Source organism: Stenotrophomonas sp. Sm6012 (assembly GCF_030985895.1).
GTDB lineage: Bacteria > Pseudomonadota > Gammaproteobacteria > Xanthomonadales > Xanthomonadaceae > Stenotrophomonas > Stenotrophomonas forensis.
In genome coordinates, this window is record NZ_JAPTFX010000017.1 from 1 (window position 1) to 24,900 (window position 24,900).

Genomic DNA, 24,900 nt, shown 5'->3' on the forward strand with positions numbered 1-24,900 from the left:
AGCTGAAGGTGCGGCCGGCACGATTCTCAGCCCGCCTGCCCCAGCCGCACCTTCAGCTGCTGGATCTCCTGCTCGCTCACCCCGATCGACTTCAGGTAGCCTTCGGCACCGCCGTACTGGCTGTGCAGCGCGGCCAGGAACTGCTCCATGTTGTCCGGTGCGGTACCGGACATGCCGGCCATCTTGCGGCCGATCTCCGGGTTCTGCTTGATCAGCGCCATGATCTGCGCGTTCATCGCGCTGTCCTTCGGCTGCCCTTCCAGGTAGTGCGCGGAGATCGCGTAGTTGTGCACGATCTCGGCCTTCGGCACCCCGGCCAGGTCCAGCAGCAGGCCGGCGATGATGCCGGTGCGGTCCTTGCCCGCCGTGCAATGGAACAGCACCGCGCCGTCCTGCTGCGCGGCGATGCGCTGGAACACCTGCTTGAACTGCGGCTGGCTGTGGCCCAGCCACTGCACATAGGCTTCGCCCAGTGAATCCGGGAAGCGGGTCATCATCTTCTGCAGGTCCATCTTCTCGGTGCCCATCAGCGAGATGCGCTGATAGTCGAAGCGATCATCCTTGGCCAGCAGGTCCGGCGACTGCGCCTGCTCGTCGGCGGTACGCAGGTCGATGTCCAGCTTCACGCCAGCAGCGGCCAGTGCATCGCGATCGGCGTCGGTCAGCCGGCCGAGATCGGCGGTACGCACGAACGCAGCGGCCGGAATCGGGCCATGACGGCCCTGCAGGCCAGCGAAGGTGCGCACGTTCCACGCCCCCTGCAGCGGAAGCAAGCGCTGCGCATCGGCAGCCACCGGCTTCACATTGGCGGCAGCAGCCGGCTTCGCGGCAACGGCCTGCGGTGCATCTGCGGCCACGGCGGTGGCCGCCAGCGGCAGGCTGAGCATCACGGCCAGGGCAAGTTCGGTAGAGCGGTGCTTCATGGGAGTCTCCGTTCGAATCAGAAGTTGACGGCCACATCCAGGCCGAAGGTGCGGGGGTCGTTGAAGATGCCGGTCTGGCCCAGCGCCGGGCTGTTGAGCTTGTAGAACAGGTGCTGTTCGTCCAGCAGGTTGCGCGCCCACAGCGAGAACGACATCGTGGTGCCGGTGCTGTTCACCGGCACATCCACCAGCGCCACGCGTGCATTCACCACGAATGAACTGTCAGTGAGCATCTGGTCGTACTCGCTGGTGTAATAGCCATGGGACCAGTTGCCGTCCACATGGAACTTCAGCGCCGAGAAGTTGGCGAACGGCACCAGGTAGTCGGCCGACAGGCTGCCCGCATTCTTCGGCGCCAGCAGCGGTTGCACGGTCACCTGCACACCCGCACCGAACGGGTCCGTGGCGGTCTGTGCGTCAATCTTGGTGTAGGCGTAGTTGAGGCCGAGGGTGAGGTTGTCCACCGGCATCACGTTGAACTCCAGCTCCGCGCCGCGCGACTTCCCATCACTCAGTGCGTTGGTGGTGACCATGGTGGTGCGGGTTTCGCCGCTGTTCGGGTCGAACGGCAGCGAGAAGTCCATCTGCTTGTGCGCGATGGTCGAATCGAACACCGCCAGGTTCAACCGCGCACGGTTGTCCCAGAACTGCGATTTGAAGCCCAGCTCATAGGCGGTCACCTCTTCCGGGCCGAACGCGGTGTAGTTGGTCGACCGCGAGTTGGCGCCACCGGCCTTGAAGCCAGTGCTGTACCTGGCGTAGACCATCGCGTGCTCGCCCAGGTCGTAGGCGATGTTGACCATCGGGTCGAAGCGGCTCCAGCGGTCCTTGAAGGCGAGATTCGTCGCCGCACCGTTGACGATGTACAGGCTGCCCTTCTTGTCATCGCGGGTGTAGCGGCCACCGGCGGTCAGGTGCAGGCCCGGCATCGCCTCTGGGGTCCACGTGGCCTGGCCGAACACGCCCAGGCTGTCAGTCCAGGCCTTGCTGGCGCGGTCGATGCGCACCCGTGAAAGATCCAGCGGGTTGGTGGCCGGGTTCAGCGTGTAGCTGTTGCCGCCCGGCCCCCACACCAGCATGTTGGGCGTCTGTGCATTGTCGCCCGCGGTCTCGTGGTAGTAGAACGCGCCGCCGAGGAACTGCACCTGCGCGGTGTTGCCGATCAGCTGGAACTCCTGGCTGTATTGGTGCTGGTAGACCTGGGCCAGGCTGTAGCGGCCGAACGGCGTACCCGCGCCACCGTAGGCCGAGATCGCATCGACCAGGCCCATGTCGAACTGGCCTTGGGTCAGTTCGCGATAGGAACTGATCGACTTCAGTTCCAGGTTCTCGTTCAAGGTCCACGACAGGTTCAGCAGATGGCCACTGGTGCGGCCGATGTTGTCTTCCTGCGGGCCGCCCAGGATGGCGCTGTCGCGGCGGTCGAGGCTGGCCCCGGCCTTCTGCAGCGGGCTGAGGTAGGCACCGGGCACCAATACCTGCGTGTGATAAGGCGTGGTCGCATCGTAGGAACGGTCGAACGCATACAGCAGCGAGACATCATCGCGCGGCTGCCACAGCGCACTGAGGCGTGCGCCACGCTTGTCGTAGCTGTTGAAGTCGCGCTCGCCGCGCATCGGGTTGTCGGTGGTGCCGCCACGCTTGGCCTGCACCGCGTCGATCTTGAAGCTGACATCACCCACCTTGGGCAGGTCCAGGTGCAGCGCGCTGTTGTAGCCGCTGTAGTTGGACACGCCTGCACTGACGCTGCCGCCGAATTCACCGGTCGGCGCCTTGGTCACGATGCTGACCGCACCGCCTTCGGTGTTGCGGCCGAACAACGTGCCCTGCGGGCCCTTCAGCACTTCGATGCGCTCCACGTCGTAGAGCATGCTGCCCAGGCCCTGCGCGCGGCCCATGAACACGCCGTCGACGTAGATGCCGACGCCGGCATCGCGCGCCGGCTGGTTGGCATCGCCGGACGCACCGATGCCGCGGATGCCGATGTTCAGCGCCGAACTGCGGGTCGCGAACGGAGTCACCCGCAGCGAAGGAATCGAGCCATCGGACAGGCTGCCCAGCGAGATCGCGCTGCGATCCTTCAACGCCTCGGCATCGACCACCGACACTGAAATCGGGGTCTCCTGCAGGTTGGTGGCGCGCTTCTGCGCGGTCACCACCACCTGGTCAAGCGCCACCACGGTTCGCGCCGCGTCGGCGGAGGCAGTGGCATCGGCTTCGGCATGGGGGCTGTCTTCGGCATGGGCCATCGCCGGCAGCGCGGCGGCAATGGCGAGGGTGAGCAGCGGGCGGTGCAGCGTGGCGTAGCGCATCGGACTCGTTCGCGGAAGGAGAAGGCCGGCGCAGTCTGGGAGTCGGGAATTACAAATGAATGACCGTTCATTCACACCTTTTGCGACGTACTATCCCGTCTCTGGACGCCCTGACCTTCCGCAATGACGCCAAAGCCCGCCGTAGCCCCACCCGTTGATGACGCCGCCGCCGCACACGCCGAGGCCCAGCGCCGGCGCATCCTCGATGCCGCCCAGAAATGCTTCATCACCCGCGGCTTCCACGCCGGTTCCATCGGCGATATCGCCGCCGAGGCCGAGATCAGCCAAGGGCTGATGTACCGCTATTTCGCCAACAAGCGGACCCTGATCCTGGCCCTGATCGAGCGCCAGCTGCGCCACGACCAGGCCTCGATCAGCGAAATGCCGGCGGCGTCCGATCTGGTCGATGGGCTGCTGGAGTGCTACCGGCAGTGGGCGCGCGGCGCCGTGCTGCCGATCCACGGCAACGCCATCGCCAGCGTGGCGCTGTACGCGGAAATCAACGCCGAAGCGCACCGCGACCCGATGCTGGCCCAGGTACTGCGCACCCACGACAAGCAGACCAGCGCTGCCATCCATGCCTGGCTGCGCCAGCACGATGCGCGCCTGGGCCGGCCGATTGACGAGGAAGCCATCGCCGGGCGCACCCTGCTGCTGCGGCTGCTGGTGGAAGGCCTGGCCATGCGCGCCGTGCGCGACCCGGACCTGCCACCGGCACGCGTGCGCGCCCTGCTGGCCGATGCCATCGGGCGGGTGATGGCGGACTGAGCGCCGCTCGACGTCACTTGGACCGCGTGGCGCTCGGCTTCACCTGTTGGAACGGAGCGCGCTGCAACCAGTCCCGCTGGTGCTTACGCATGCCGCTCCACGTGGACGTCATGAGCTCCCTCGCCTCCGCCGCGGAATAGAGGTAGCTTTCCGCAGGATATCCCGCCGCCTGCATGCACAGCAGGACCTCGCGCATATTGGACTCGATCCACTGATCGGCCATCGCCCCGCCCACCCCGGCATGCTGAATCATCGCGCCGATCAGCGCCCAGGCACGCAGCGTCCCGGTGTGATAGGCGTTCTGCACCCTGGGAAACGCCGAGAAGGCAAGCGTAGTACCCACCAGGAAATCAAAGGTGATCGAGAGCTTCTTCGCCTCGTCCATCGGGCTGCCGTCCGGCCGGGATCTCAGCAGCCAGGTCGCCAGCAGCCGTCCCGCCATTTCATCCGCGTCCGACTCCATGTACAGGCGCATCTTCGAATCGCCTGCCGCCGGCATCAGAGGACGCTCATCCATGTAGAGACTGCCGCAAGTGGCGGTTTCGTACCCGAGATGGCCTCTCACCACATGCGCGAACTCATGCATGAAGATCGCCAGGAATCCACAATGCGCGTAGCGGATGCCTCGATCCCTTCTCTGCTGGCTGGCGGGAATGCGAAAGGTTTCGGAACGCGGCCACTCCATCGTCGCCTCCAGCGTGCCTTCCATGGGGAGCGCGGGCTCCAGCCCCGGAACACTCAGCACCCGATAGGCTGCGACAACGGTCTCCAGAAGGCTGCCTGCCGTGACTGACAGGCCATAGACGGGCTCACCCGGATGTATGGGCCAGGCCATGCCATTGGCGTACGGGGAATCCGTCACGAATCCGCATAGTCTTCCGGGCCGGAAGGCATGGATCGCGCCCCCGAAACCCTGGCGCACGGCAGCGAATGCGGCCTTGACGATCTCCATCCCATCCTGCGCTTTGCCCTCCACCAGGAAAACCGGGGGAAGCACGCTCGTCGCGCTCAGTGGTGCGCAACCACTCACTTTAAGCGTCGCGATGGCGGCCACACGATCACGTTGCTGCAGCGGACCGAACTCGTAGGGGTTCAACGCAGATCGGCGGCCCTTGAAAAGACCGGGCCAGAGTGCATTGGGATTATCTCGTTTCTGCAACAGTCGACTCCTGCAAGGACAGCCCTGTGTCGGGAAAAACCTGACACGAGCCTGCCTCATGCGAACGCATAATAAGAACCCGCACCCTGCCCAGGCAGGCCCGCTTCAAACCCACTTACGATGAAACGGCCGCATCAAGGCTTGGAGAATCTAGATCATGAAGATCACCCCGACAACACTCACGCTTCAGCAGTTCTTCTCGGTGGGAAACGAACAGTTCCTGATACCGGCCTATCAGCGTCGGTACGCCTGGGGGCAGCGCCAGCAACGGGAACTGTTCGACGATATCCGCCTGCTGCCCGCCGCTGATGCACACCTGCTGGGCACTGTGCTGCTGTTGTCGGATACGCACAAGCCCGGCGTGAATCATCTTGAGCTGGTGGACGGCCAACAGCGCGTCACCACCCTCACCATCCTGATGCGCGTGCTTGCACGCAGATACGAAAAGGACGGTGACAAGGAGGCCGCCCAGGAGCTTGAGAAGCTGCTGCATTGTCGAGGCATCGATCGCAAGACCCAGCCCAAGCTTCATCTTGGCGACCTGGATCACTCCGATTACGCGGCCATCATGGATTCGACGGATGTGTCCGAAGTCGATAACGAACGGCTGAAGGGCGCCCATCTCAACTTCACTGCCTGGGTCGAACAGCTGAAGACCGATGAGCTCAACGAGTTCTTCCACAAGCTGCTCAACAACGCCTCCATCATCCGGCTGGATGTGGGCGCGGCGAAGGATGCCTACAAGCTCTTCGAGACCATCAACAACCGCGGCCTGCGCCTGAAGCCAACCGACATCATCAAGAATTTCCTGCTCGGCCACGCCTCATCGCTTTCGCAGGCCACGCTGGACAAGGTGAAGGATGACTGGCGGAAGCTGATTGTGGCCCTCGACGGGCTGGACAGCGACGACTTCTTCCGCCAGTGGCTGGCTGGAAAGCTCCATCGCAAGGTCTCAAAGACCAAGCTGGTGGGCGACTTCAAGTGGTACTACCTGCGCAGCGTGGTCGAGGCCGAATCCATGACCGAGTTTCTCTCTTCGGTCATCAAGGACGAAGAGGACGACGACGAGACGGAGGATGGAATCCTTGTCGCGTCGGACGAGGACGATACAGCGGATGCGGGCCCCAAGTCTGGCAAGGCCCGGAAGGTCAAGCTGATCGCATTCGCGAAAGCCCTTCGGCAATCCGCCGAACTCTATTCGAAGCTGCTCTGGTGCGAGACCGGCTTTGAAAAGCTGGACCGTCATATCGGCAATCTCTGGGATATCAAGGCGTTCCAGGCATTCACCTGGCTGCTGGACATGTTCGGCAGGGACAGCCTCGACGAGAAGGCCAGGATCCGGCTGCTCAGAACGCTGGAGTCCTTCATGATGCGCAGGCATATCTGCGAGAAGCGCTCCAACGAACTTGAGACGATCTTCGCAATGCTGACAGGCCTGGATGACGTCGACTACGAGAAGACCGCCATAGGCATCCTGCGCGAGCACACGCCCGACGACGACGAGTTCAGCGCCGCCTTCGCCGCCTTCCCGTTCGTGCCGGCAGTGATCAATCGTGCCAGGTATGCGCTGCAGGTCCTCGAGTACGATGCGATCGGCCACAAGAACGAGTACTACCTTGCCGACCCGGATGAGCTCGAACTCGAACACATCATTCCCAAGGCTGCAGACAAGGCGAGCACCAAGAAGGAACTTGGCGATTGGCCGAGTTATCTGGGCGATGGATGGAAAACCAAGCACTCCCGGATGCTGCATCGAATCGGCAACATGACGCTCATCGCGGACGAGCTGAATGTGGTGGCGTCGAACAATCCCTTCCAGTCCAAGAAGAAGGAATACGCCAGTTCCAACATCCAGTTGACCCGGGATGTTGCCGGACTGCCGCATTTCAGGTTCAAGCAGGTGGAGGAGCGCTGCCAGCACTTCGCAAGCCGCGCCGTTGTGCTGTGGAAGGTCTGACGCCTGGCCGAGGGTAGATGGCGCCCCGGCCGTCCGCCTGCCCGGGCCCACGCCGCCAATGCTGACTCGGCGGGGGGGGGGGGGGGGGGCGCCCACACCCCCCCCCCCCCCCCCGCCTCGCCGGCACGATACTCGCCCGGTCGACCTTGCCGAGGTTCCTGCAATGGCTGCTCTGCTTGCCCGTACCTGCCTGTCCACGCTGTGCTGCCTGGCCCTGCCCGCCGTGGCCCAGGACGCGTCGTTCCGCTTCGGCGAACAGGCCACCCGCACCGAACAGACCACACAATCCAGCAGCACCCAGACCCGGAACAGCGAAGTGTCCACCTCTGGCGACATCGGGGCCTTGGCCACACAGTCCACCACCCGCGACACCTCCCAGTCCGAAATTCGCAGTGAAAGCAAGGCGGTTGATGTAGACGTCGGCGTTGGCCGCCACGACCGTGACGATGATCGGGGGCATGACCGCCGTCGCAGTCGAGATATCCGCGACAGTGACCTGTTCGGACGCTGGACGCTGGGCGAGGAGAATGGCAGTACCTGCACCATCGAACTGCGTAACAGCGAATGGTTCGGTGGCTATGGCGCCTATGTGCCCGCCGGCTGCCCGGACGGCTTCTTCTCTGCCAATCGCTGGGTGCTGTCCGGTGACCAGCTGCTTCTGACCGACACCAGCAACACCGTGTTCGGGCGCTTCAGCTTCTCCGGTGGTGGTCGATGGTCAGGGTCGCGCGAATCCGACGGCGCGCGCTTGTATCTGAACCCCGCCGGGCGCTGACGCCTCGTACCTGCACGCCTTGGGCACGGGCGGGCGCGGAAGATGATCCGCTCCGCCCATTACCGCCTGCGCGATGTCCGCCCCCACCGGTTCCCGTCTTGTCATCTATGCGGCCCTCGCCGGCAACCTGGCCATCGCCGTGGCCAAGTTCATCGCCGCAGGCATCTCCGGCAGTTCGGCCATGCTCAGCGAGGGCGTGCATTCGCTGGTCGACACCCTCAACGAACTGCTGCTGCTCTACGGCCTGCGGCGTGCCGGCAAAGCCCCCGATCCGGTGCATCCCTTCGGCTATGGGCGCGAACTCTACTTCTGGAGCTTCATCGTCGCCCTGCTGGTGTTTGCAGCAGGCGCGGGCGTTTCGGCCTACGAAGGCATCCAGCACATCCGCAACCCACAGCCCGCCAGCAACCACGCACTGAGCTACAGCGTGCTGGGCATCTCCTTCCTGTTCGAGGGCGCCTCGTGGTGGGTGGCGCTGCGCGAGTTCCGGCGCACCAAGGGCACGCTCGGCTATTTTGAAGCCTTCCGCCGCAGCAAGGACCCGTCCACCTTCACCGTGCTGCTGGAAGACAGCGCCGCCCTGCTCGGCCTCGGCTTCGCCCTGATCGGCCTGCTCGCCGCGCAGTGGCTGGACATGCCGATCCTCGACGGCGTGGCCTCGCTGTGCATTGCCGCCGTGCTGGCTGTAACGGCCTTCCTGCTGGCGCGGGAAACCAAGGGACTGCTGGTGGGCGAGCCCGCGCACCCAGCGGTGGCCGAGCGCATCCTGGCCGTGGCCGAAACCGATCCTGACCTGCGCAGCGCCAACGGCGTGACCACCCTGCAGATGGGCCCGCAGCAGGTCGTGGCGATGCTCAGCGCCGAGTTCGAGGATGACCGCCGTACCCCGCAGATCGAGGCCTGCATCACCCGCATCGAGGCGGCAGTGAAGCGTGAGTACCCCGAGCTGGTGGCCCTGTTCGTGAAGCCGCAGGCGCCGGAGGTCTACGCCGCCCGGCGCGCCGCGTTGGCGTCGCGTTCCGATCAGCCGTGAGCCGACATCGGTAGCGGCTTCACCCGGCAGCGGTCACACTGACCAGTGTTCCCGCAGAACCTGCCCCTGCCATGCTGGATGGATTGCCGCCGCACTGGAAGATTCTCCCCCGCCGCTTCTACCAGCGCCCCTCCACCGAGGTTGCGCCGGAGCTGCTCAACAAGCTGCTGGTGCGCGACGATGGACGCGCGGCCCGCATCGTCGAGGTCGAAGCCTACGCCGGCAGCGTGGACCCGGCCGCGCATTCCTACCGTGGGCCGACCCCGCGCACCGCCAGCATGTTCGGCGAAGCCGGGCACCTGTACGTCTACTTCACCTATGGCATGCACTGGGGCAGCAATGTGGTGTGTGGCGAGATCGGCGAAGGGGTGGCCGTGCTGCTGCGTGCCGCCGAGCCGCTGGCCGGGCTGGAGTACATGCGCGAATTGCGCCCGGCTGCCAGGCGCGACCACGATCTGGCCAGCGGCCCGGGCAAACTCTCCCAGGCGTTCGGGCTGGACCGCCGCTTCGACGGTGCCGATCTGGTGACCGGCAACCAGGGCATCGTCATCGCCAGCGATGGCACCGCACCCCCGCTCGACCCGGTGGTCGGCCCGCGCATCGGCATCACGCGCGCCGTGGAGTTTCCGTGGCGCTGGCACGTTCGCGACCACCGTCACGTTTCAGTGCGTCCACCCCGCTCGCCGCGCAAGCGCTGACCGCGCTGCCTCACGTTGGCATCACCCGGTGATGGCGATACATAACGCGCTACGCACTAGCGTAGTGCCTGACAGCCGCCGAAGCCGCCCTCGCCACCCAGCCCTGAAAAGCGCCATGGACGAAGCCGAACGACTGCTTGAACTTGACCGGCTGCACCTGCTGGACACCCCGCCGGAACCCGTGTTTGACGCCATCGTGGCCGCTGCACGTGCTGCCACCGGCATGACCATGGCGCTGATTTCGGTGGTGGCCGACGAGCGCCAGTGGTTCAAGGCCAACATCGGGCTGGACGGGGTCAGCGAGACCGCCCGCGAAATCTCGTTCTGCACGCACGCCATCCAGCAGGATGCGCTGTTCGAGATTCCAGACGCCCGCCAGGACCCGCGCTTCGCCAGCAATCCGCTGGTCACCGGCGGCCCCCGCATCCGCCACTACGCCGGCATCTCGCTGGGCTCGGCGCACGGTGCGCGTATCGGCACGCTGTGCCTGCTCGACCCGATGCCCGGCGTGCTGTCGCCGTCGCAACGCGAACTGATGGTGCACCTGGCCCGGGTCACCACCCAGGTGCTGGAACAGCGCAGCACGCTGATGGCGCAGGTCGGCCAGGCCAAGGCCCTGCACCGCGAACTGAAGCGCAGCGAGGATTTCCTGGAACGCACCAACCGCGCCGCGCGGGTGGGCGGCTGGGAACTGGACCTGGCCAGCAACGAGGTGCGCTGGACCCGCGAGACCAAGCTGATCCACGGCGTGCGCAGCACCTTTGAACCCACACTGGAAAGTGCGCTGTCGTTCTATCGCGAAGACAGCCGCAACATCATCCGCACCGCCGTGCAGCGCTGCATCGACGAAGGCACCTCCTGGGAAGTGCAGCTACCCATGACCACCGCCGACGGCCGCGACATCTGGACGCGCGTGGTCGGCGGCCGGCAGCAGGTGGATGGGCGCCCGCGGCTGGTCGGGGCCATCCAGGACATCACCGAAGAGCGCGCCGCACTGGATGCGCTGGAAGCCAGCGAAACCCGCTACCGGCGTTTGTTCCACTACAGCCTGGGGCTGATCTGCACGCACACGCTGGAAGGCGTGCTGACCTCGGTGAATCCGGCGGCGGTGCAATCACTGGGCTTCGATGAGAGCTACATGATCGGGCGCAGCCTGTGCGACCTGATGCCGCCGGAGAAGCACGCTGCGTTCAAGGCGTATCTTGCACGCATCGCGGTCAACCACACCGATGCCGGCGTGATCGAACTGATCGCCGCCGATGGCACCCGCCACTTCTGGGCGTACCACAACGTGCTCGACAGCGAGGCCAGCCCACCCTACGTGCTGGGCCATGCGCAGGACGTTACCGCGCTGCGCATGCAGGAACAGCAGCTGCGCGAGATGTCCTTCAAGGACCCGCTCACCCAGAGCTACAACCGCCGCTTCCTGCCACGCCTGGACGAGCTGGCGGACCAGCCCTGGGCCTGCCTGATGTTCGACCTCGATCACTTCAAGCAGATCAACGACACCCAGGGCCATGCGCGCGGCGATACCGTGCTGGTGGAGTTCGCCGCCTTCCTGCGCTCGCCGCTGGGTACGGCGGAGAACGTGGTGCGGATGGGCGGCGACGAGTTCATGGTGGTGTTGATCACCCCGGACACGGGGCGGCTGGCGGTGCTGGAACAGTGGTATCTGCAACATGCCGCGCAGTCGCCGACGCCGTTCTCACTCGGTGCGACGCACCACACGCCCGGCGAATCGGTGGGCGATACCCTGCAGCGTGCCGACAGCCGGTTGTATCGCGAACGCGCACGCGTGCGCAGGCATCCGCGGCCGGCGTCCTGACGGGCTACATCCCTTACGCGGCATCGCACGCAATGTCGTGATTGGCACGCCTCGATCATCCGCTGCGCGGGTGCATCCACATTCCAATAATTTCGAACTTTCCAACTATTCTCATTGGCAGCCAAGGCGCTGCATGCAAATCATATCGAGCCACCGACAACGGGTGGCACGGGCTTGCAATCCCGTTTGACTAATGTTGTTTACGCTTGCCTGTCGGCGTCGTCCATTCCCTCTGGATGGCGCCGGCAGGCACTCTGTCCGCGCATCTATGGCGGGCGGTACGTGGGGGCCTCGTGCCCGCCGGAGCTTTGGCAACGTTAGTCGCCGGTATTGCAACCACGCACCGTCCGCCACCCTTGCTGTCAAGCAGGGTGGCTCCTTCGCGTAACGCATAAGGAAACCGCCATGAGCGCCGACCGCTACCCGTACCTGTTCGCCACCCTCGGTGATGTCGCCAGCCAACTGCCCGACACCCTCGCCGAGCCGCTGGAAACCACCCTCGCTGCCAACCCCGCCGCCAACGGCATCACCCTGCTGGGCTGCCTGCAACGCATCCGCGACGTGGAAGCGGCCGACGGCCAGCCATTGCAGCGCAAGGGGCGCGCACCGGGGCAATGCCTGGCGCTGGCGCGCATCAACCGCGCCAACGCCGGGCTCACCGTGCTGCTGGAGCTGCTGCATGCCAGCGAGCGCGTGCGCGTGGATGGCGAAGAGGCGCAACAGGTGGGCAACGACGTACGCGAGGGCCTGCTGCTGGCGTGCAGGGGCCTGTCTGAATATGTGGACACGCAGGTCTACGCGGCCTGAGCGATGGCGCCGGGCACGGCCCGGCGCTACCCACAGTCGCGCATCGCGTCATTCCGCGGCCAGCGCCTGGATCGGGTCCAGCTGCGCCGCGCTGCGCGCCGGAAAGTAGCCGAAGCCGAGCCCGATCGCCGACGAGCACGCCAGGGCGGCCAGCACCGGCCCCGCAGTGAACAGGAACGGCACGCCCAGCGACAGCAGGCTGGACAACGCCCCCACCGCGAACGCGAACAGCACGCCCAGCACGCCACCGAACAGGCAGATCAGCACCGCCTCGATCAGGAACTGGCGCAGGATGTCGCCCTGGCGCGCGCCCACCGCCAGCCGCACGCCGATCTCGCGCACACGTTCCTTCACCGACACCAGCATGATGTTCATCACCCCCACCCCGCCCACCACCAGCGCCACCGCCGCGATGGCGGACACCAGCGCGGCCATGGTCTGGCTGGACTTCATCACCGCCTTGCGGATCTGGTCGGCGTTGTAGATGAAGAAGTCGCGGCGCCCATGCAGGCGTTGCAGCTCGGCCCCCAGCGATGCCTCTGCGGCGTTGGTCGGTACGTTGTCGCGCACGCGCACGGTGATGCTCTCCAGGCGTTGGCTGCCCAGCAGCCGCGAGGCGGCCGAGGTGTACGGCACGTAGACCGTGGGCGTTGCGCCGCCGGCAAAGGCATTCGCCCCCACCACACCGATCACCTCCACCGGCATGCCGCCCAGCAGCACCGTGCTGCCGATCGGGTTACCGGCGAACAATGCCTTCGCAGCCTTCTGGTCGACCACGCCCACGGCGCGATGTGCGTCCACTTCGTCAGCGCTGAAGAAGCGACCGGCCTTCAGCCGCAGCCCGCGCACGCGCGGCAGATCCGCGCCGACGCCCAGCACCTGGGTATTGGCGCGACGGCTGCCCTGCAACGCCGCCACCGATCCGCTCAGGTTGGGGCTGACACTGTCCACGTAACTCAATGCGGCCAGATGGTCGGCGTCGCCCACCACCAACGTCTCGATCTCCGCCGAGCGCGGGTCGCCGAAATCGGCGCCGGGGTAGATCTCCAGCGTGCTGGCGCCGAGCTCGTTGATCTGCGACTCGACCTGGGCCTGCGCGCCCTTGCCCAGCGCCACCACGGTCACCACCGCAGCAACGCCGATGATGATGCCGAGCATGGTCAGCAACGTGCGCAGGCGATGGGCAAGCATTGAACGCACGGCCATCCGCGCCGCTTCGCGCACTGCATCGATCCGGGCGCGGCGTTCGGCAATCGGCGCAGCTCTGTGCTCGGATGCACGTGCGGAGTGCGCGGCCTGTGGCCGGTGTTCGCCCCGGTCGGCCACCACCTGGCCATCGGCGATCTCGATCACCCGCGCGGCATTGGCAGCAATCGCCGCGTCGTGCGTCACCAATATCACCGTATGGCCCTGTGCATGCAGGCGCTTCAGCTCGGCCATCACCTGCTGGCCACTGGCATGGTCCAGCGCGCCGGTCGGCTCATCGGCCAGCACGATGGCGCCGCCGTTCATCAGCGAGCGCGCGATGGACACGCGTTGCTGCTGGCCGCCGGACAGCTGGCTCGGCCGGTTCGCGGTACGCTCGCCCAGCCCCAGCGCTTCCAGCAGCGTGCGTGCGCGGGCATTACGGGCGTCGGCATCCACGCCGGCATACACCGCCGGCAGCGCCACGTTCTCGGTGGCGCTGAGGTTCTCCATCAGGTTGTAGCGCTGGAAGATGAAACCGAAATGCTCGCGGCGCAGCCGCGCCAGCGCATCCGGCGCCATCTGCTCGGTGGCCTCGCCGTTCACCCGGTAGCTGCCCTCGGTCGGCCGGTCGAGGCAGCCGAGGATGTTCATCAGCGTGGATTTTCCCGATCCCGACGGGCCGATGATGGCAATGAACTCGCCGGCATCGATGCGCAGCGAGACGTCCTTCAGCACCACCACTTCACCGGCGGCGGAGCGATAGGCGCGCGACACCGCGCGCAGTTCCAGCAGTGCGTCGGCCATGCTCACATTCCCAGCAGGCTGGTCGGCTCGGCATCAGCGCCGCTGGGCGCCTGGCCGACCACCACGTTCTCGCCCTCGCGCAGGCCGGTCAGGATCTGCACGGCAGTGGCGGTACGAAGGCCGGTGGTTACCGCACGTTCGTGCACGCGCCCCTTGGCATCGACCACCTGCACGGTGGCGCGGTGGCCCTGTGTATCGTCCGACTCGGTCAGCGCCGTCAGCGGCACCTGCAACGCGTTGGCCACCCGCGCCAGCTGCAGGGTCACCTTCACCGTCATCGACGGCTTCAACGCCAGGCCCGGGTTGGCCACATCGAACAGGCCGGCGTAGTACACCGCCTTCGGCGTCTGTGCAGCGCCGCCCGCACTGCCGGTGGCCGCCTCGGCAATCGAGGACGGCGCCGGTTCCAGCTGCTGCAGGTGGGATTCATAGCGGCGTCCGCTCGGCCCCAGTGTCGAGAACCACAGCGGCTGCCCCGGCGCCACCAGTTCCACATCGGCCTCGGCGATCTCGGCACGCACCGTCATCGTGTCCATCTGCGCCAGCATCACGATGGTCGGCGTGGTCTGCATCGAGTTCAGCGTCTGCCCGGCCTTGGTGACAATCGCCACGATGTAGCCGTCAGTGGGCGAAACGATGCGGGTGTAGCCCAGGTTGATCCGCGCGGTTTCCACCTGGGTCAGCGCCTGGTCGATCTGCGCCTGCAGCGCGGCCACGTCGGCACGGGCGGCATCGCGGGCCACCCGTGCGGTTTCAAAACCTTCCTGCGAGACCAGCCGCGACGCCACCAGCTGCGACTGCCGCTCGAACACTCGGCTGGCCTGCACGTAGCGGGCCTGGCTGGCGGTGTGCTGGGCACGCAGCGTGCTGGTGGCGGCCTCGGCGCTGCGCAGCGCGATGCGCTGTGGCTGCGAATCCACCTCGGCGATCAGGTCGCCGGCCTGCACGCGCTGGCCCAGCACCACATGCAGGCGCTTGACCTGCCCGGACACCTGCGCACCTACCGCCACCAGCTCCTTGGGATTGACCCGGCCCACCGCCTGCACGGTCTTTTCCAGATCAGCCACCCGGGCCGGCGCGGTGATCAGCGCGGTCTCGTCGCCCTCGGCGAGTACCCACGCGGCGGCGCCGGCAGCCAACGCGGCCACGGCGGCAACACTGATCCAGGTCCTGCGGTTGCTCATCGAAACGCCCGGCTGCACGCAGTCGCCCGGTGCGACCGCTGAGCCCCCAGTCTGCTGGCCACGTGTGGACGTCTTCTGCAGCCAGCATGGAGATTGCGTGGAGATGGCGCCACCGTTCAGGCAGGCGGCCCGCAACTGAACGTGGCGGGGCGTGTCCATGAAATCTCGACACAATCTCGACCGAGTCTCCATCAACGGCCGCTAACCTCGTCGGCCTCGCCGACTGGCCGCCACCGCACGCTGCGCATCACGCAATGAAACACGCTCCCCGTACCCGCCAGCCGCCGCTGGTGCTGATTGCCGAGGATGAAGGCGAGATCGCCGACATCCTGGGCGCCTACCTGGACCGCTCCGGCCTGCGCAGCGCCCGTGCCGCCGACGGCGAGGCCGCCCTCGCCGCCCACCGCCAGCTGCGCCCGGACCTGGTGCTGCTGGACGTGCAGATGCCCCGCCTGGATGGCTGGCAGGTGCTGAGCGAACTGCGCCGGCGGGGCAACACCCCGGTGATCATGCTCACTGCACTCGACCAGGACGTGGACAAGCTGACCGGACTGCGCGTGGGCGCCGACGACTACGTGGCCAAGCCGTTCAATCCGGCCGAGATCGTGGCACGCATCCAGGCCGTGCTGCGCCGCAGTGCCAGGACGGTGACCGAAGAACCCAATGGGCTGATCCGGCAGGGGCCGTTCGAGATCGACCTGCGCAGCCACGACGTGACCGTGCGCAGCGGCGACCAGGCGCATGCAATGGCCTTCACCCTCACCGAGTTCCGCCTGCTGGTGCACATGGCCCGCGCACCGCGGCAGGTGCATGCGCGGGTGGACCTGCTGCACGCCTGCCTGCCCGAGGGCGATACCCAGGAACGCACCGTCGACAGCCATGTCAGCAAACTGCGGCGCAAGCTGGAGGAGGTGGGCGTGATCGGCATTCCCGCCACCATCCGCGGCGTCGGCTACCGCTTCCTGGACTGAATGATGAACCCCAAAGGCAAGAGCATCGGACGCCAGATCACGCTGTCCATCACCGTCGCCTCGCTGTGCTCGACGGTGCTGTCGATCAGCGGCTTCTACCTGTTCTATTACCTGATGGAGGTGTTCTATCCGCGCTGGTATGACCAGCCGGAAACCATCATGCCGTCCGGCCTGGAATGGCTGTGGATCGGCCTGACCGCCAGCGTGGTCGTCATCTTCGCTACGCTGGTCGCCTCGCGCCTGACCCGGCGCATCATCACCCCGTTGAACTCGGTGGCCGAGAGCCTGCGAAGGGTGGCCGGCGGCGATCTGGACGCGCGTGCACGCGGCGGTGATACCACCATGGCTGAAGCGGCCACGCTGGTCAGCGATTTCAACTCGATGGCCGAGCGCCTCAGCCGCATGTCCGAGAACCGGGTGTTCTGGAACGCGGCAATCGCCCACGAACTGCGTACGCCGATGACCATCCTGCGCGGCCGCCTGCAGGGAATCGCCGAAGGCGTGTTCGAGCCGGGGCCGGAACAGTTCAACAGCATGCTCACCCAGCTCGAGGGCCTGACCCGCATCATCGAGGACCTGCGCGTGGTCAGCCTCGCCGAGAGCGGCCACCTGGACCTGCGGCTGCAACGCAGCGATGTCAGCGTGCAGGTGGCGGCGGTGGTCGAAGCCATGTCCGAGGCACTCACCGAAAGCAGCTTCTCGGTGACACTGGAGGCGCGTCCGGCACTGGCCGATTGTGATCCGGCGCGCATCCGCCAGGCGGTGCTGGCGTTGCTGGAGAACGCACGCCGCCATGCCATTCCCTGCCCGCTGCGGGTGCGCGTCACGCTGGCCGAAGGCCATTGCACTGTAGCCGTGGAAGACAGCGGTCCTGGTGTTCCGGATGAACTGCGCGACAGCATCTTCGAAGCGTTCCAGCGCACCGACGTCTCACGTTCACGGCAGAGCGGTGGCTCCGGGCTGGGCCTGGCGGTGGTGCGCGCGATTGCCGTGGCCCATCACGGAACGGCGCGCTGCCGCGCCACCGAGCGTGGCGGTAGTTCATTCGAACTGCGCTGGCCGGTGCACGCGCGGCGCTGAAGCTCGGGTAGCGGCCCACCTTGGCGGGCACCACGCCCTCCGCTGAACACCGCGATTTTCTCCACGCAACCTCCATCGTCTCTCCATGCCCGCTCCAAACGGCTGCCGATACTGGGCATGACCGGGGAGATGGCAGGCATCCATCCCCTGCCCTGTCCTGTCTCCGTCCCCTCCAGGCATCCCGATGAAACACCCCCACGATCCGGCGGCTGCCGCCGGCAGCATCGGCCAGCAGAATGCGGCCGCCACCCTGAAAGCGATCCTGCGCACCTATCCCTGGCAGCTCACCGGTACGTTCTCGCTGGTCGCGCTGGAGAACGCGCTGCTGCTGGCCTACCCCCTGTTTGCCGGCTTCGCGGTGGACGCGATCATCCGCGGCGACATCGGCCACGCCCTCTCCTATGCCGGCGTGGTGCTGTTGTTCTGGCTGGTCGGTGCCGCCCGCCGTGCGGTGGATACGCGCACCTTCACCCGCATCTATGCCGACCTGGCAGTGAATGTGGTGCAGGCGCAGCGGCGTCTCGGCCAGGCGACCTCCACCTCCGCCGCACGCGTGGTGCTGGCGCGCGAATTCGTCGACTTCTTCGAGAAGCACGTGCCGATCATCGCAACTGCGCTGGTGTCGATGTTCGGCGCGGCCGCGATGCTGCTGGCGATCGAACCCCTGGTCGGCGCCGCCAGTCTGGTCGCCCTGCTGGGCGCGCTGTTACTGCTGCCGTCGTTCGCGCGCCGCAACGAGCAGCTGCATGGGCGCCTGAACAACCGGCTGGAACATGAGATCCGCCTGGTCGACCGGGTCAGCCCCTCGGTGCTGCGCCGTCACTACACCACGCTGTCGCGGCTGCGCATCCTGTTGTCAGACCGCGAAGCCGGCGCCTTCGTGGTGGTCGGTGCAGCGGCCGCGGTGCTGTTCGCGCTGACCATCGGCCGCCTCGCCACCACCGACGGGGTGACCCCGGGCCATGTGTATGCGGTGATGACCTACCTGTGGACGTTTGTCGGCAGCCTGGATGATGCGCCGTCGATGGTAGACCAGCTTGCGCGGCTGAAGGACATCGGCCGCCGGGTCAGCCCGGGCATGGAGGATGCGGAGCCTGACCGGTAGCTGCCCATCAGGAATGAGCGTTAGCCAGAGGCCACCGTGCGCCCGCACATTGCCAATGCTCCGATGATCAATGCTTCCATGCTGCGGTCGAACTCGGCCTGCTGTGCCTTCCGATCCAAGGTCCGACGCGTGGCATCCACCAGCGCATGCCGGGAATACACGGTGTCGGCCAGCGCCACGGCGTGATAGGCCACGGTCGACAGCAGCCATGCCGCCTGTTCCAGCGGCAGGCCATGCACGCGACTGAATTCGGCATGGTGGCGCTGGATACGCGCCAGCATCTCCGGCGTCTTCGCGCCGTGGCTGACCAGGAACGCGGCCAGGCCCGGATTATCATCCACCAGCGCCCGCAATGAGCGCTGAAACGCACGCAGATCCTCCACGATGCTGCGCTGCCCAGCGGCATCCAGCGCCGGTGCCTGCCAACGCTCGAAGATCGCCTCGGCCACCAGCTCGCGCAGTGCCGCCAGATTCGCCACATGCTTGTACAGCGCGATATGGCTGACACCGAGTGCCGCCGCCACGCCGACGAAGCTCAGTCCCGGCAGCGTCATGGCAATGCCGGCGTCGGCGATGCGCTCGCGGGTGATGCTGGGCGGTCGTCCACGGGCAGCGGTCTTTTTTGGTGCAGCCATGCGGTAACGGTTCCTGCGTGATGCGCGGGCAAGGGCTGTCATGGTGGTCCGCCGCCACGCAGTGGTCAACGCGTCGCGTGTCGTTCGGACAGGCCCGGGTTGCGGTGCGATCAATTTAGTTTACTATGATGTAACTAATTCGCATCTGCAGTGCCCAGGATCGTTGTCGATGTCCGCGTCCCCCACTTCAATCACCCCGGCCGGGCCGCTGCGCAGCGCCGACCATGATCGCGGCCTGCAGGCGCTGCAGGTCCAGGTGGTCGCGGTTGTGCAGCCGTGCGCCAGCCTGCTGCGCCTCCTGGTCCAGCTACCGGAACACGCAGAACTTGCACCTTGGCAGCGTGCCAACACCGCGGTGCGCATCCAGCTGGGCGCCGGGTTCGGCGATGTATCACGGATCTATACCGTGCGCAGCGTCGATGCCGCCACTCGCCAGTTCACCCTGGACGTAGTGCTGCACGAGGCGCCGGGGCCGATGCTGGCGTGGGTACGTGCGCTGCGCCCCGGTGATGCCTTCGATCTGACCGGGCCGCGCCCCCATCTCCAGATGCCGCAGCGCGAAGGCGCCTGCGCGCTGCTGTTCGCAGACCAGAGCGCCATCCCAGCCCTGTTTGCCCTGCTGCAGCAGTGGCCTGTCGGTCAGCGTGCGCAGGCCTGGGTCAGCTCGGAGGATGCTTTCCCGGTAGACGAGCTGCCGCACCCCGACGGTGTCTGCGTGCATCGCCTTGCCACCGGTGACGCACCCTTGCTGCAGCACGCGCGCCAACAGCAGCCGCAGCCTGGCAGCACGGTCTGGGCAGCCGGCGAGCGCGAGGAAATGCGCGCCCTGCGCCGCCACTTCATCGAAACGGTCGGCCTGCCACGCACCGATGTTGCCGTTGCCGGCTACTGGAAGCGTGGCGAGACCACCACCGAAACCGACCGGCGTCGCCGCCGCAACTACGAGCGCGTGCTGGCGCGCGGCGGTGGCCTGCAGGACCTCGACGACCTCGCCGACGATATCTGATCCACACGACAGCATCCGCGCCACGCGCTTCGTTCCACCCAGCCACAGATCGCCCACGCACCTCGCGTGCAGCACTGCCCCAGCGGCAGCGCCGTGCCCTCTGCCAGCCATTCCACAGCCCGCGTCGTCCTGCCCCTGCAGGTCACCGACGGCGCCGTGCTGGCCGATCGCACGACCCACCACACGAGAACCGCCATGTCCCTCCCCCTGCGAACCCTGCCTCTCCCACGCCGCTCCGCGCTGTCCGTGGCCGCACGTGCAGCGTTGCTGCCCCCCCTGTTGATCGCCATCGCCGCCCACGCCAACGATGCACCCGATGGCGCCCGCCAGTTGCCCACCGTGAACGTGCGCGCCGACAAGACCGCACCCACCGATGCCTATGCGGGTGGACAGCTCACGCGCGGCAGCCGCGTCGGCCTGCTCGGCGAGCTCGACTTCATGGACACGCCGTTCAACACCACCCGCTACACCGCCGAATTCATCGACAACATCCAGGCGCCGGACCTGGTACGGGTCATCGCGCTGACCGACCCCAGCGTCTACAGCAGTGGCTCCAGTGGTGGCATCACCGACTACTTCAACATCCGCGGTTTCGGTGTCGCCTCGTCGGATATCGGATTCGGTGGCCTCTACGGGCTGATTCCCTACTACCGCGTCACCCCGGAACTGGCCGAGAGCATCGAGGTGCTGAAGGGCCCCTCCGCGCTGCTCAACGGCATGCCGCCGGGCGGCTCGGTGGGCGGTGCGGTGAACCTGGTGCCCAAGCGCGCTGGCGACACGCCGTTGGCCCGCTTCACTGCCAGCTACGGCAGCGACGCGAAGTGGGGCGGTCATCTGGATGTCGGCCGCCGCTTCGGCGCGGGCAAGCAGTTCGGCGTGCGCCTCAATGCCGTGCACCGCGACGGCGACACCGCCACCGACCACCAGCAGCACAAGACGCAGCTGGCCTCGCTCGGCCTGGACTGGCGTGGTGAGCGCTCGCAGGTGTCGCTGGACCTGTTCAGCAGCCGCGACCATGTGGATGGCCTCAACCGTGGCGTGTCGCTGTCGCCCGGCCTGGCCGTGCCCCGCCCGCCGAAGGCCAGCACCCTGTTCGCACCGGACTGGACCTTCAGTACCGTCAAGGACCAGGCCGCCGCGCTGCGCTGGTCGTTCGACATCAACGACCACCTGCAGGCGCACGCCAGTTACGGCCACGGCCACACCGATTTCGACTCCATCGCCAGCGCCACCACGCTGATCACCAACACAGCCGGCGACTTCCGCAACAACTTCGCGCACCAGCGCTTCATCTACAGCAAGGACACCGCCGAAGCCGGCCTCTCGGCACAGTTCCACACCGGTGCTGTCGATCACGCGGTGGCGATCAGTGCGGCGTGGTACCAGCACGACCAGAAATTCGGCTTCAAACGCAACCTGCTGGCCAGGGATTGGGTGACCAACATCTACAACCCGCAGTGGGGCCCGGCCATTGATCGAAGCTTCAGTGACGCGTCGCTGCCGAAGACCGCGGAAGTGCGCACCACCAGCGTGGGTATCGCCGATACGCTGTCCTTCATCGATGATCGCGTACAGCTGACCCTGGGCGTCCGTCACCAGACCGTACTCAGCGATACCTTCGATGGCAGCACCGGCAAGCGCACCGCACGCTATGACGCCAGTGCCAACACTCCAGCCGGTGCGCTGCTGTTCAAGGCCAGCGATCGCCTGTCGCTGTATGCCAATTACATCGAAGGCCTGAGCCAAGGCAGCACCGCCCCGGCCGCCGCCGCCAACGCTGGCGACGTGTTTCCGCCGTACAAGACGCGCCAGCGCGAGGTCGGCGCCAAGGTTGACTTCGGTCGCCTGGCCAGTGTGCTGAGCGTATACGAGATCGAGAAGCCCGGCGCCTACACCGACCCGTCCACCAACGTGTTCTCGTTCGGCGGCCAGCAACGCAACCGTGGCGTGGAATGGACCGTGTTCGGCCAGGCCACCGAACAGCTGCGCGTGCTCGGCGGCATCGGCTGGCTGCAGCCGAAGCTGACCCGCACCCAGGGCGGCATCAACCAGGGCCGCCTGGCCACCGCCACCCCGCAGTGGCAGGGCAAGCTGGGCGTGGAATGGGATGTGCCCGCCGTGGCCGGCCTCACCCTCACCGGCAATGCAGTCAGCCTGTCCAAGGGCTACATCAACGCAGACAACAGCCAGTGGGTGGCGGGCCGCACCGTGTTCGACCTCGGTGCCCGCTACGCGCTGCAGGCCGCTGGTCGCCCGCTGGTGCTGCGTGCCACCGTGCAGAACCTCACCAACAAGGCGTACTGGGCCGGCAGCCTTGGCTCCGGGCTGGGCACGCCGCGCACCGCCCTGCTGTCGGCCACCGTCGATTTCTGATGCCTGATACACGAGCGCCCCGCCATCGCGCAGGGCGCCCCGGAGAACTGATGTGAGCGTTTCCCGTACCGCTTCCGTGCTGGCCTGGCTGCCGCTGGTCTCACGTATCCTCGCCGCGCTGTTCGGTGGCTATGCCTTGGCTGCGCTGTGCAGCATCGCCGCACTGGCGCTGCCCATCGATGGCCGCCAGGCCGTGTTCAGCGGCATGCTTGCCAGCTTCCTGCTGTATGCCGGCGCCGTGGCCTGGGTATTCGCAGTGCGCTCGGCATGGCGTGCGTGGCTGGGCCTGGTCATGACCGCGTTGCCGCTGTGGTTGATCGCACAAACGGTTGGCGACGGAGGCGGGGCATGAGCCAGGTCGATCGCTCCCCGAAGCCACGCGGTATCCGCCAGACCATGTCCGACCTGCATATCTGGGTGGGGCTGCTGGCCGGCTGGATCCTGTACGCGATGTTCCTCACCGGCACCGCCAGCTACTTCCGCGACGAGCTCTCGCGCTACACCCGCCCGGAGATCGCCACACCGTCTACGTTGCCGGACGCGGCTGCGGTCGCGCAGCGTACCGTCACCGCGATCATGGCCGACACGCCTGCAGCCAGCCAGATCAACCTCAGCCTGCCCAGCCAGCGCATGCCATGGGTGTCGGCGATGTGGGCCAGCCCGGGCGGACGCGGCCGCCACGGTTTCGACTCGGGCCTGTTCGATGCCAGCACCGGTGCACCGCTGCAGGCCCGCGATACGGGTGGCGGCGACTTCTTCTACGCCTTCCACTTCAACCTGCACTACATGCCGGCCATGTGGGGCCGCTGGATCGTTGGCCTGTGTGCGATGTTCATGCTGGTGGCCATCGTCAGCGGCGTGATCACCCACAAGAAGATCTTCGCCGACTTCTTCACCTTTCGCTGGGGCAAGGGCCAGCGCTCGTGGCTGGACGGTCACGCCGCGGTCTCGGTGCTCGGGCTGCCCTTCCATTTCATGATCACCTGGAGCGGGCTGGTGATGCTGGCGGTGCTGTACATGCCGTGGGGCCTGGCCAAACTGCCGGACAAACGCCAGCAGGCCGAAGTGATCAGCGAGATGCGCCTGTTCCTGCCGCCGCAGAAGGCAGCAGGCCCCCCTGCTCCGCTCACCCACGTCGGTGCGCTGGTGCAACAGGCCGAGCAGCGCTGGGGCACTGGCGCTGCAGGCAGCGTGCAGGTGCAGAATCCCGGCGACGAGAACGCACGCGTGGCCGTGGTGCGCGCGCAGTCCAGCCGTGTTTCCACCACCCCGAACTACCTGCTGTTCGACGGCAGCGATGGGCAGCTGCTGCAGATCAAGGAACACTCAGGCGTCGCCGCCGATACCCAGGGCGTGCTGTATGGCCTGCACCTGGGCCGCTTCGCCGATGCCGCCCTGCGCTGGCTGTACTTCATCGTCAGCCTGGCCGGCACCGCCATGGTCGGCACCGGGCTGGTCCTGTGGACGGTCAAGCGACGCGCGCAGCTGCCCGATCCGCAACGGCCCTACTTCGGTTTCCGCCTGGTCGAGCGGCTCAACATCGCCACCGTCGCCGGCCTGTCGGTGGCGATGGCCGCCTACCTGTGGGCCAACCGCCTGCTGCCCGTCACCATGGACAGTCGCGCGGCCTGGGAGGTGCATCTGTTCTTCCTGGCCTGGGCGGCCATGTTCGTGCACGCCACGCTGCGTACACCGAAGCGCGCGTGGATCGAACAGTTCCTGCTGGCGGCACTGCTGCTGGCGCTGTTGCCAGTACTGACTGCGATGACCACCTCGCACCCACTGTGGCACGCGCTGGCGATGGGCGATTGGGCGTTTGCCGGGACCGACCTGACCCTGCTGGCATTGGCCGCCCTGCACTCATTGCTGGCTTGGCGCACCTGGCGGCATGCGCCAAAGGCGAAGCGCGCACGGCCGTCTGCAGCGTCACGCAATGCGGTACCGGAGGCCGGCGCATGATCCACCTCATTCTATTCGTGTTGTCAGTGGCGGCGTTCGCCTGCCTTGCACTGTCAATGGAACGCCATCAGCGGGACGTGGTGCGCCGCGTGCTGAGCGCGCAAGCGACCCAGCAGCTGCGGGCCATGGGGTGGGCGCTGCTGGTGTTCAGCACCGTATTCGCGATGCGCGGGCTGGGGGTGGGATCTGGTCTGGCCGCACTATCCGGCCACACCAGCGTGGCCGCCGGCGTAGTGGTGTTGGCGATGGTGGCGCATGCACGACGGTATCGGTAGATGCCCACCAGACTAGTTTGGAATTGCTTCGGTAGGTGCCCACCTTGGTGGGCACGAATGCCC

Annotated in this window: 21 protein-coding genes; 15 read left to right on the plus strand and 6 right to left on the minus strand. The window is 66.7% G+C overall.

Annotation, left to right across the window (positions count from 1 at the left end):
- Positions 1–26 precede the first annotated feature (26 nt).
- Both O0J73_RS05170 and O0J73_RS05175 read right to left on the minus strand, forming a co-directional pair.
- Positions 27–923: a tyrosine-protein phosphatase gene (locus tag O0J73_RS05170; protein WP_308308154.1), complete on the minus strand. Its 897-nt coding sequence runs from the start codon at positions 921–923 to the stop codon at positions 27–29.
- 17 nt (positions 924–940) lie between these two features.
- Complete coding sequence (locus O0J73_RS05175) at positions 941–3,235, minus strand: TonB-dependent receptor (protein WP_308308155.1); 2,295 nt, start codon at positions 3,233–3,235, stop codon at positions 941–943.
- Positions 3,236–3,358: 123 nt separating this feature from the next.
- Between O0J73_RS05175 and O0J73_RS05180 the strand changes: the two genes are divergently transcribed.
- On the plus strand, positions 3,359–4,003 hold the full coding sequence (locus O0J73_RS05180; RefSeq protein WP_053449836.1) for a TetR/AcrR family transcriptional regulator: 645 nt from the start codon (positions 3,359–3,361) through the stop codon (positions 4,001–4,003).
- A gap of 13 nt (positions 4,004–4,016) precedes the next feature.
- Here O0J73_RS05180 and O0J73_RS05185 read toward each other — a convergent pair whose 3' ends face one another.
- Entirely contained in the window at positions 4,017–5,162 is a 1,146-nt protein-coding gene (locus O0J73_RS05185) for a hypothetical protein (protein ID WP_308308156.1), read from the minus strand.
- A 157-nt stretch (positions 5,163–5,319) separates the two neighbouring features.
- Here O0J73_RS05185 and O0J73_RS05190 point away from each other — a divergent pair, with 157 nt between their 5' ends.
- From O0J73_RS05190 to O0J73_RS05215, 6 genes are all read left to right on the plus strand, one after another.
- A complete protein-coding gene (locus O0J73_RS05190) occupies positions 5,320–7,119 on the plus strand; it encodes a DUF262 domain-containing protein (RefSeq protein WP_197563142.1) in 1,800 nt (599 codons plus the stop codon).
- A gap of 163 nt (positions 7,120–7,282) precedes the next feature.
- Positions 7,283–7,894, plus strand: coding sequence for an AprI/Inh family metalloprotease inhibitor (locus tag O0J73_RS05195; RefSeq protein ID WP_308308157.1), 612 nt, complete (start codon positions 7,283–7,285; stop codon positions 7,892–7,894).
- Between the two features lie 73 nt (positions 7,895–7,967).
- Positions 7,968–8,927: a cation diffusion facilitator family transporter gene (locus O0J73_RS05200; RefSeq protein ID WP_006447143.1), complete on the plus strand. Its 960-nt coding sequence runs from the start codon at positions 7,968–7,970 to the stop codon at positions 8,925–8,927.
- Between the two features lie 71 nt (positions 8,928–8,998).
- Entirely contained in the window at positions 8,999–9,625 is a 627-nt protein-coding gene (locus O0J73_RS05205; protein ID WP_049457113.1) for a DNA-3-methyladenine glycosylase, read from the plus strand.
- 115 nt (positions 9,626–9,740) lie between these two features.
- Positions 9,741–11,450: a diguanylate cyclase gene (locus O0J73_RS05210; protein WP_345784121.1), complete on the plus strand. Its 1,710-nt coding sequence runs from the start codon at positions 9,741–9,743 to the stop codon at positions 11,448–11,450.
- A gap of 405 nt (positions 11,451–11,855) precedes the next feature.
- Positions 11,856–12,257, plus strand: a complete 402-nt coding sequence (locus O0J73_RS05215; protein WP_308308159.1) for a hypothetical protein — start codon at positions 11,856–11,858, stop codon at positions 12,255–12,257.
- Positions 12,258–12,305: 48 nt separating this feature from the next.
- Here the strand turns inward: O0J73_RS05215 and O0J73_RS05220 are convergent, their stop codons facing one another.
- Complete coding sequence (locus O0J73_RS05220; RefSeq protein WP_308308160.1) at positions 12,306–14,249, minus strand: MacB family efflux pump subunit; 1,944 nt, start codon at positions 14,247–14,249, stop codon at positions 12,306–12,308.
- A gap of 2 nt (positions 14,250–14,251) precedes the next feature.
- On the minus strand, positions 14,252–15,433 hold the full coding sequence (locus tag O0J73_RS05225; protein WP_308308161.1) for an efflux RND transporter periplasmic adaptor subunit: 1,182 nt from the start codon (positions 15,431–15,433) through the stop codon (positions 14,252–14,254).
- A gap of 254 nt (positions 15,434–15,687) precedes the next feature.
- On the opposite strand from O0J73_RS05225, the gene O0J73_RS05230 reads away from it, so the two are divergent.
- The 3 genes from O0J73_RS05230 (at position 15,688) to O0J73_RS05240 (ending at position 18,589) form a co-directional block, all read left to right on the plus strand.
- Positions 15,688–16,404, plus strand: coding sequence for a response regulator (locus O0J73_RS05230; RefSeq protein WP_308308162.1), 717 nt, complete (start codon positions 15,688–15,690; stop codon positions 16,402–16,404).
- 3 nt (positions 16,405–16,407) lie between these two features.
- Positions 16,408–17,484, plus strand: coding sequence for an ATP-binding protein (locus tag O0J73_RS05235; protein WP_308308163.1), 1,077 nt, complete (start codon positions 16,408–16,410; stop codon positions 17,482–17,484).
- A 184-nt stretch (positions 17,485–17,668) separates the two neighbouring features.
- Positions 17,669–18,589: an ABC transporter six-transmembrane domain-containing protein gene (locus tag O0J73_RS05240; protein ID WP_197563156.1), complete on the plus strand. Its 921-nt coding sequence runs from the start codon at positions 17,669–17,671 to the stop codon at positions 18,587–18,589.
- A 20-nt stretch (positions 18,590–18,609) separates the two neighbouring features.
- On the opposite strand, the gene O0J73_RS05245 is transcribed toward O0J73_RS05240, so the two are convergent.
- Positions 18,610–19,224, minus strand: coding sequence for a hypothetical protein (locus tag O0J73_RS05245; RefSeq protein WP_006447341.1), 615 nt, complete (start codon positions 19,222–19,224; stop codon positions 18,610–18,612).
- Between the two features lie 169 nt (positions 19,225–19,393).
- Between O0J73_RS05245 and O0J73_RS05250 the strand changes: the two genes are divergently transcribed.
- From O0J73_RS05250 to O0J73_RS05270, 5 genes are all read left to right on the plus strand, one after another.
- Complete coding sequence (locus O0J73_RS05250) at positions 19,394–20,230, plus strand: siderophore-interacting protein (RefSeq protein ID WP_308308164.1); 837 nt, start codon at positions 19,394–19,396, stop codon at positions 20,228–20,230.
- Positions 20,231–20,425: 195 nt separating this feature from the next.
- Positions 20,426–22,603 (plus strand): TonB-dependent siderophore receptor, encoded by a 2,178-nt coding sequence (locus O0J73_RS05255; RefSeq protein ID WP_308308165.1) that lies wholly within the window; start codon positions 20,426–20,428, stop codon positions 22,601–22,603.
- A 52-nt stretch (positions 22,604–22,655) separates the two neighbouring features.
- On the plus strand, positions 22,656–22,955 hold the full coding sequence (locus O0J73_RS05260; RefSeq protein WP_308308166.1) for a DUF3649 domain-containing protein: 300 nt from the start codon (positions 22,656–22,658) through the stop codon (positions 22,953–22,955).
- Positions 22,952–24,562, plus strand: coding sequence for a PepSY-associated TM helix domain-containing protein (locus O0J73_RS05265; protein WP_308308167.1), 1,611 nt, complete (start codon positions 22,952–22,954; stop codon positions 24,560–24,562). The genes O0J73_RS05260 and O0J73_RS05265 overlap by 4 nt, the downstream gene beginning before the upstream one ends.
- Entirely contained in the window at positions 24,559–24,837 is a 279-nt protein-coding gene (locus O0J73_RS05270) for a DUF3325 domain-containing protein (protein ID WP_053449847.1), read from the plus strand. The genes O0J73_RS05265 and O0J73_RS05270 overlap by 4 nt, the downstream gene beginning before the upstream one ends.
- Positions 24,838–24,900 lie beyond the last annotated feature (63 nt).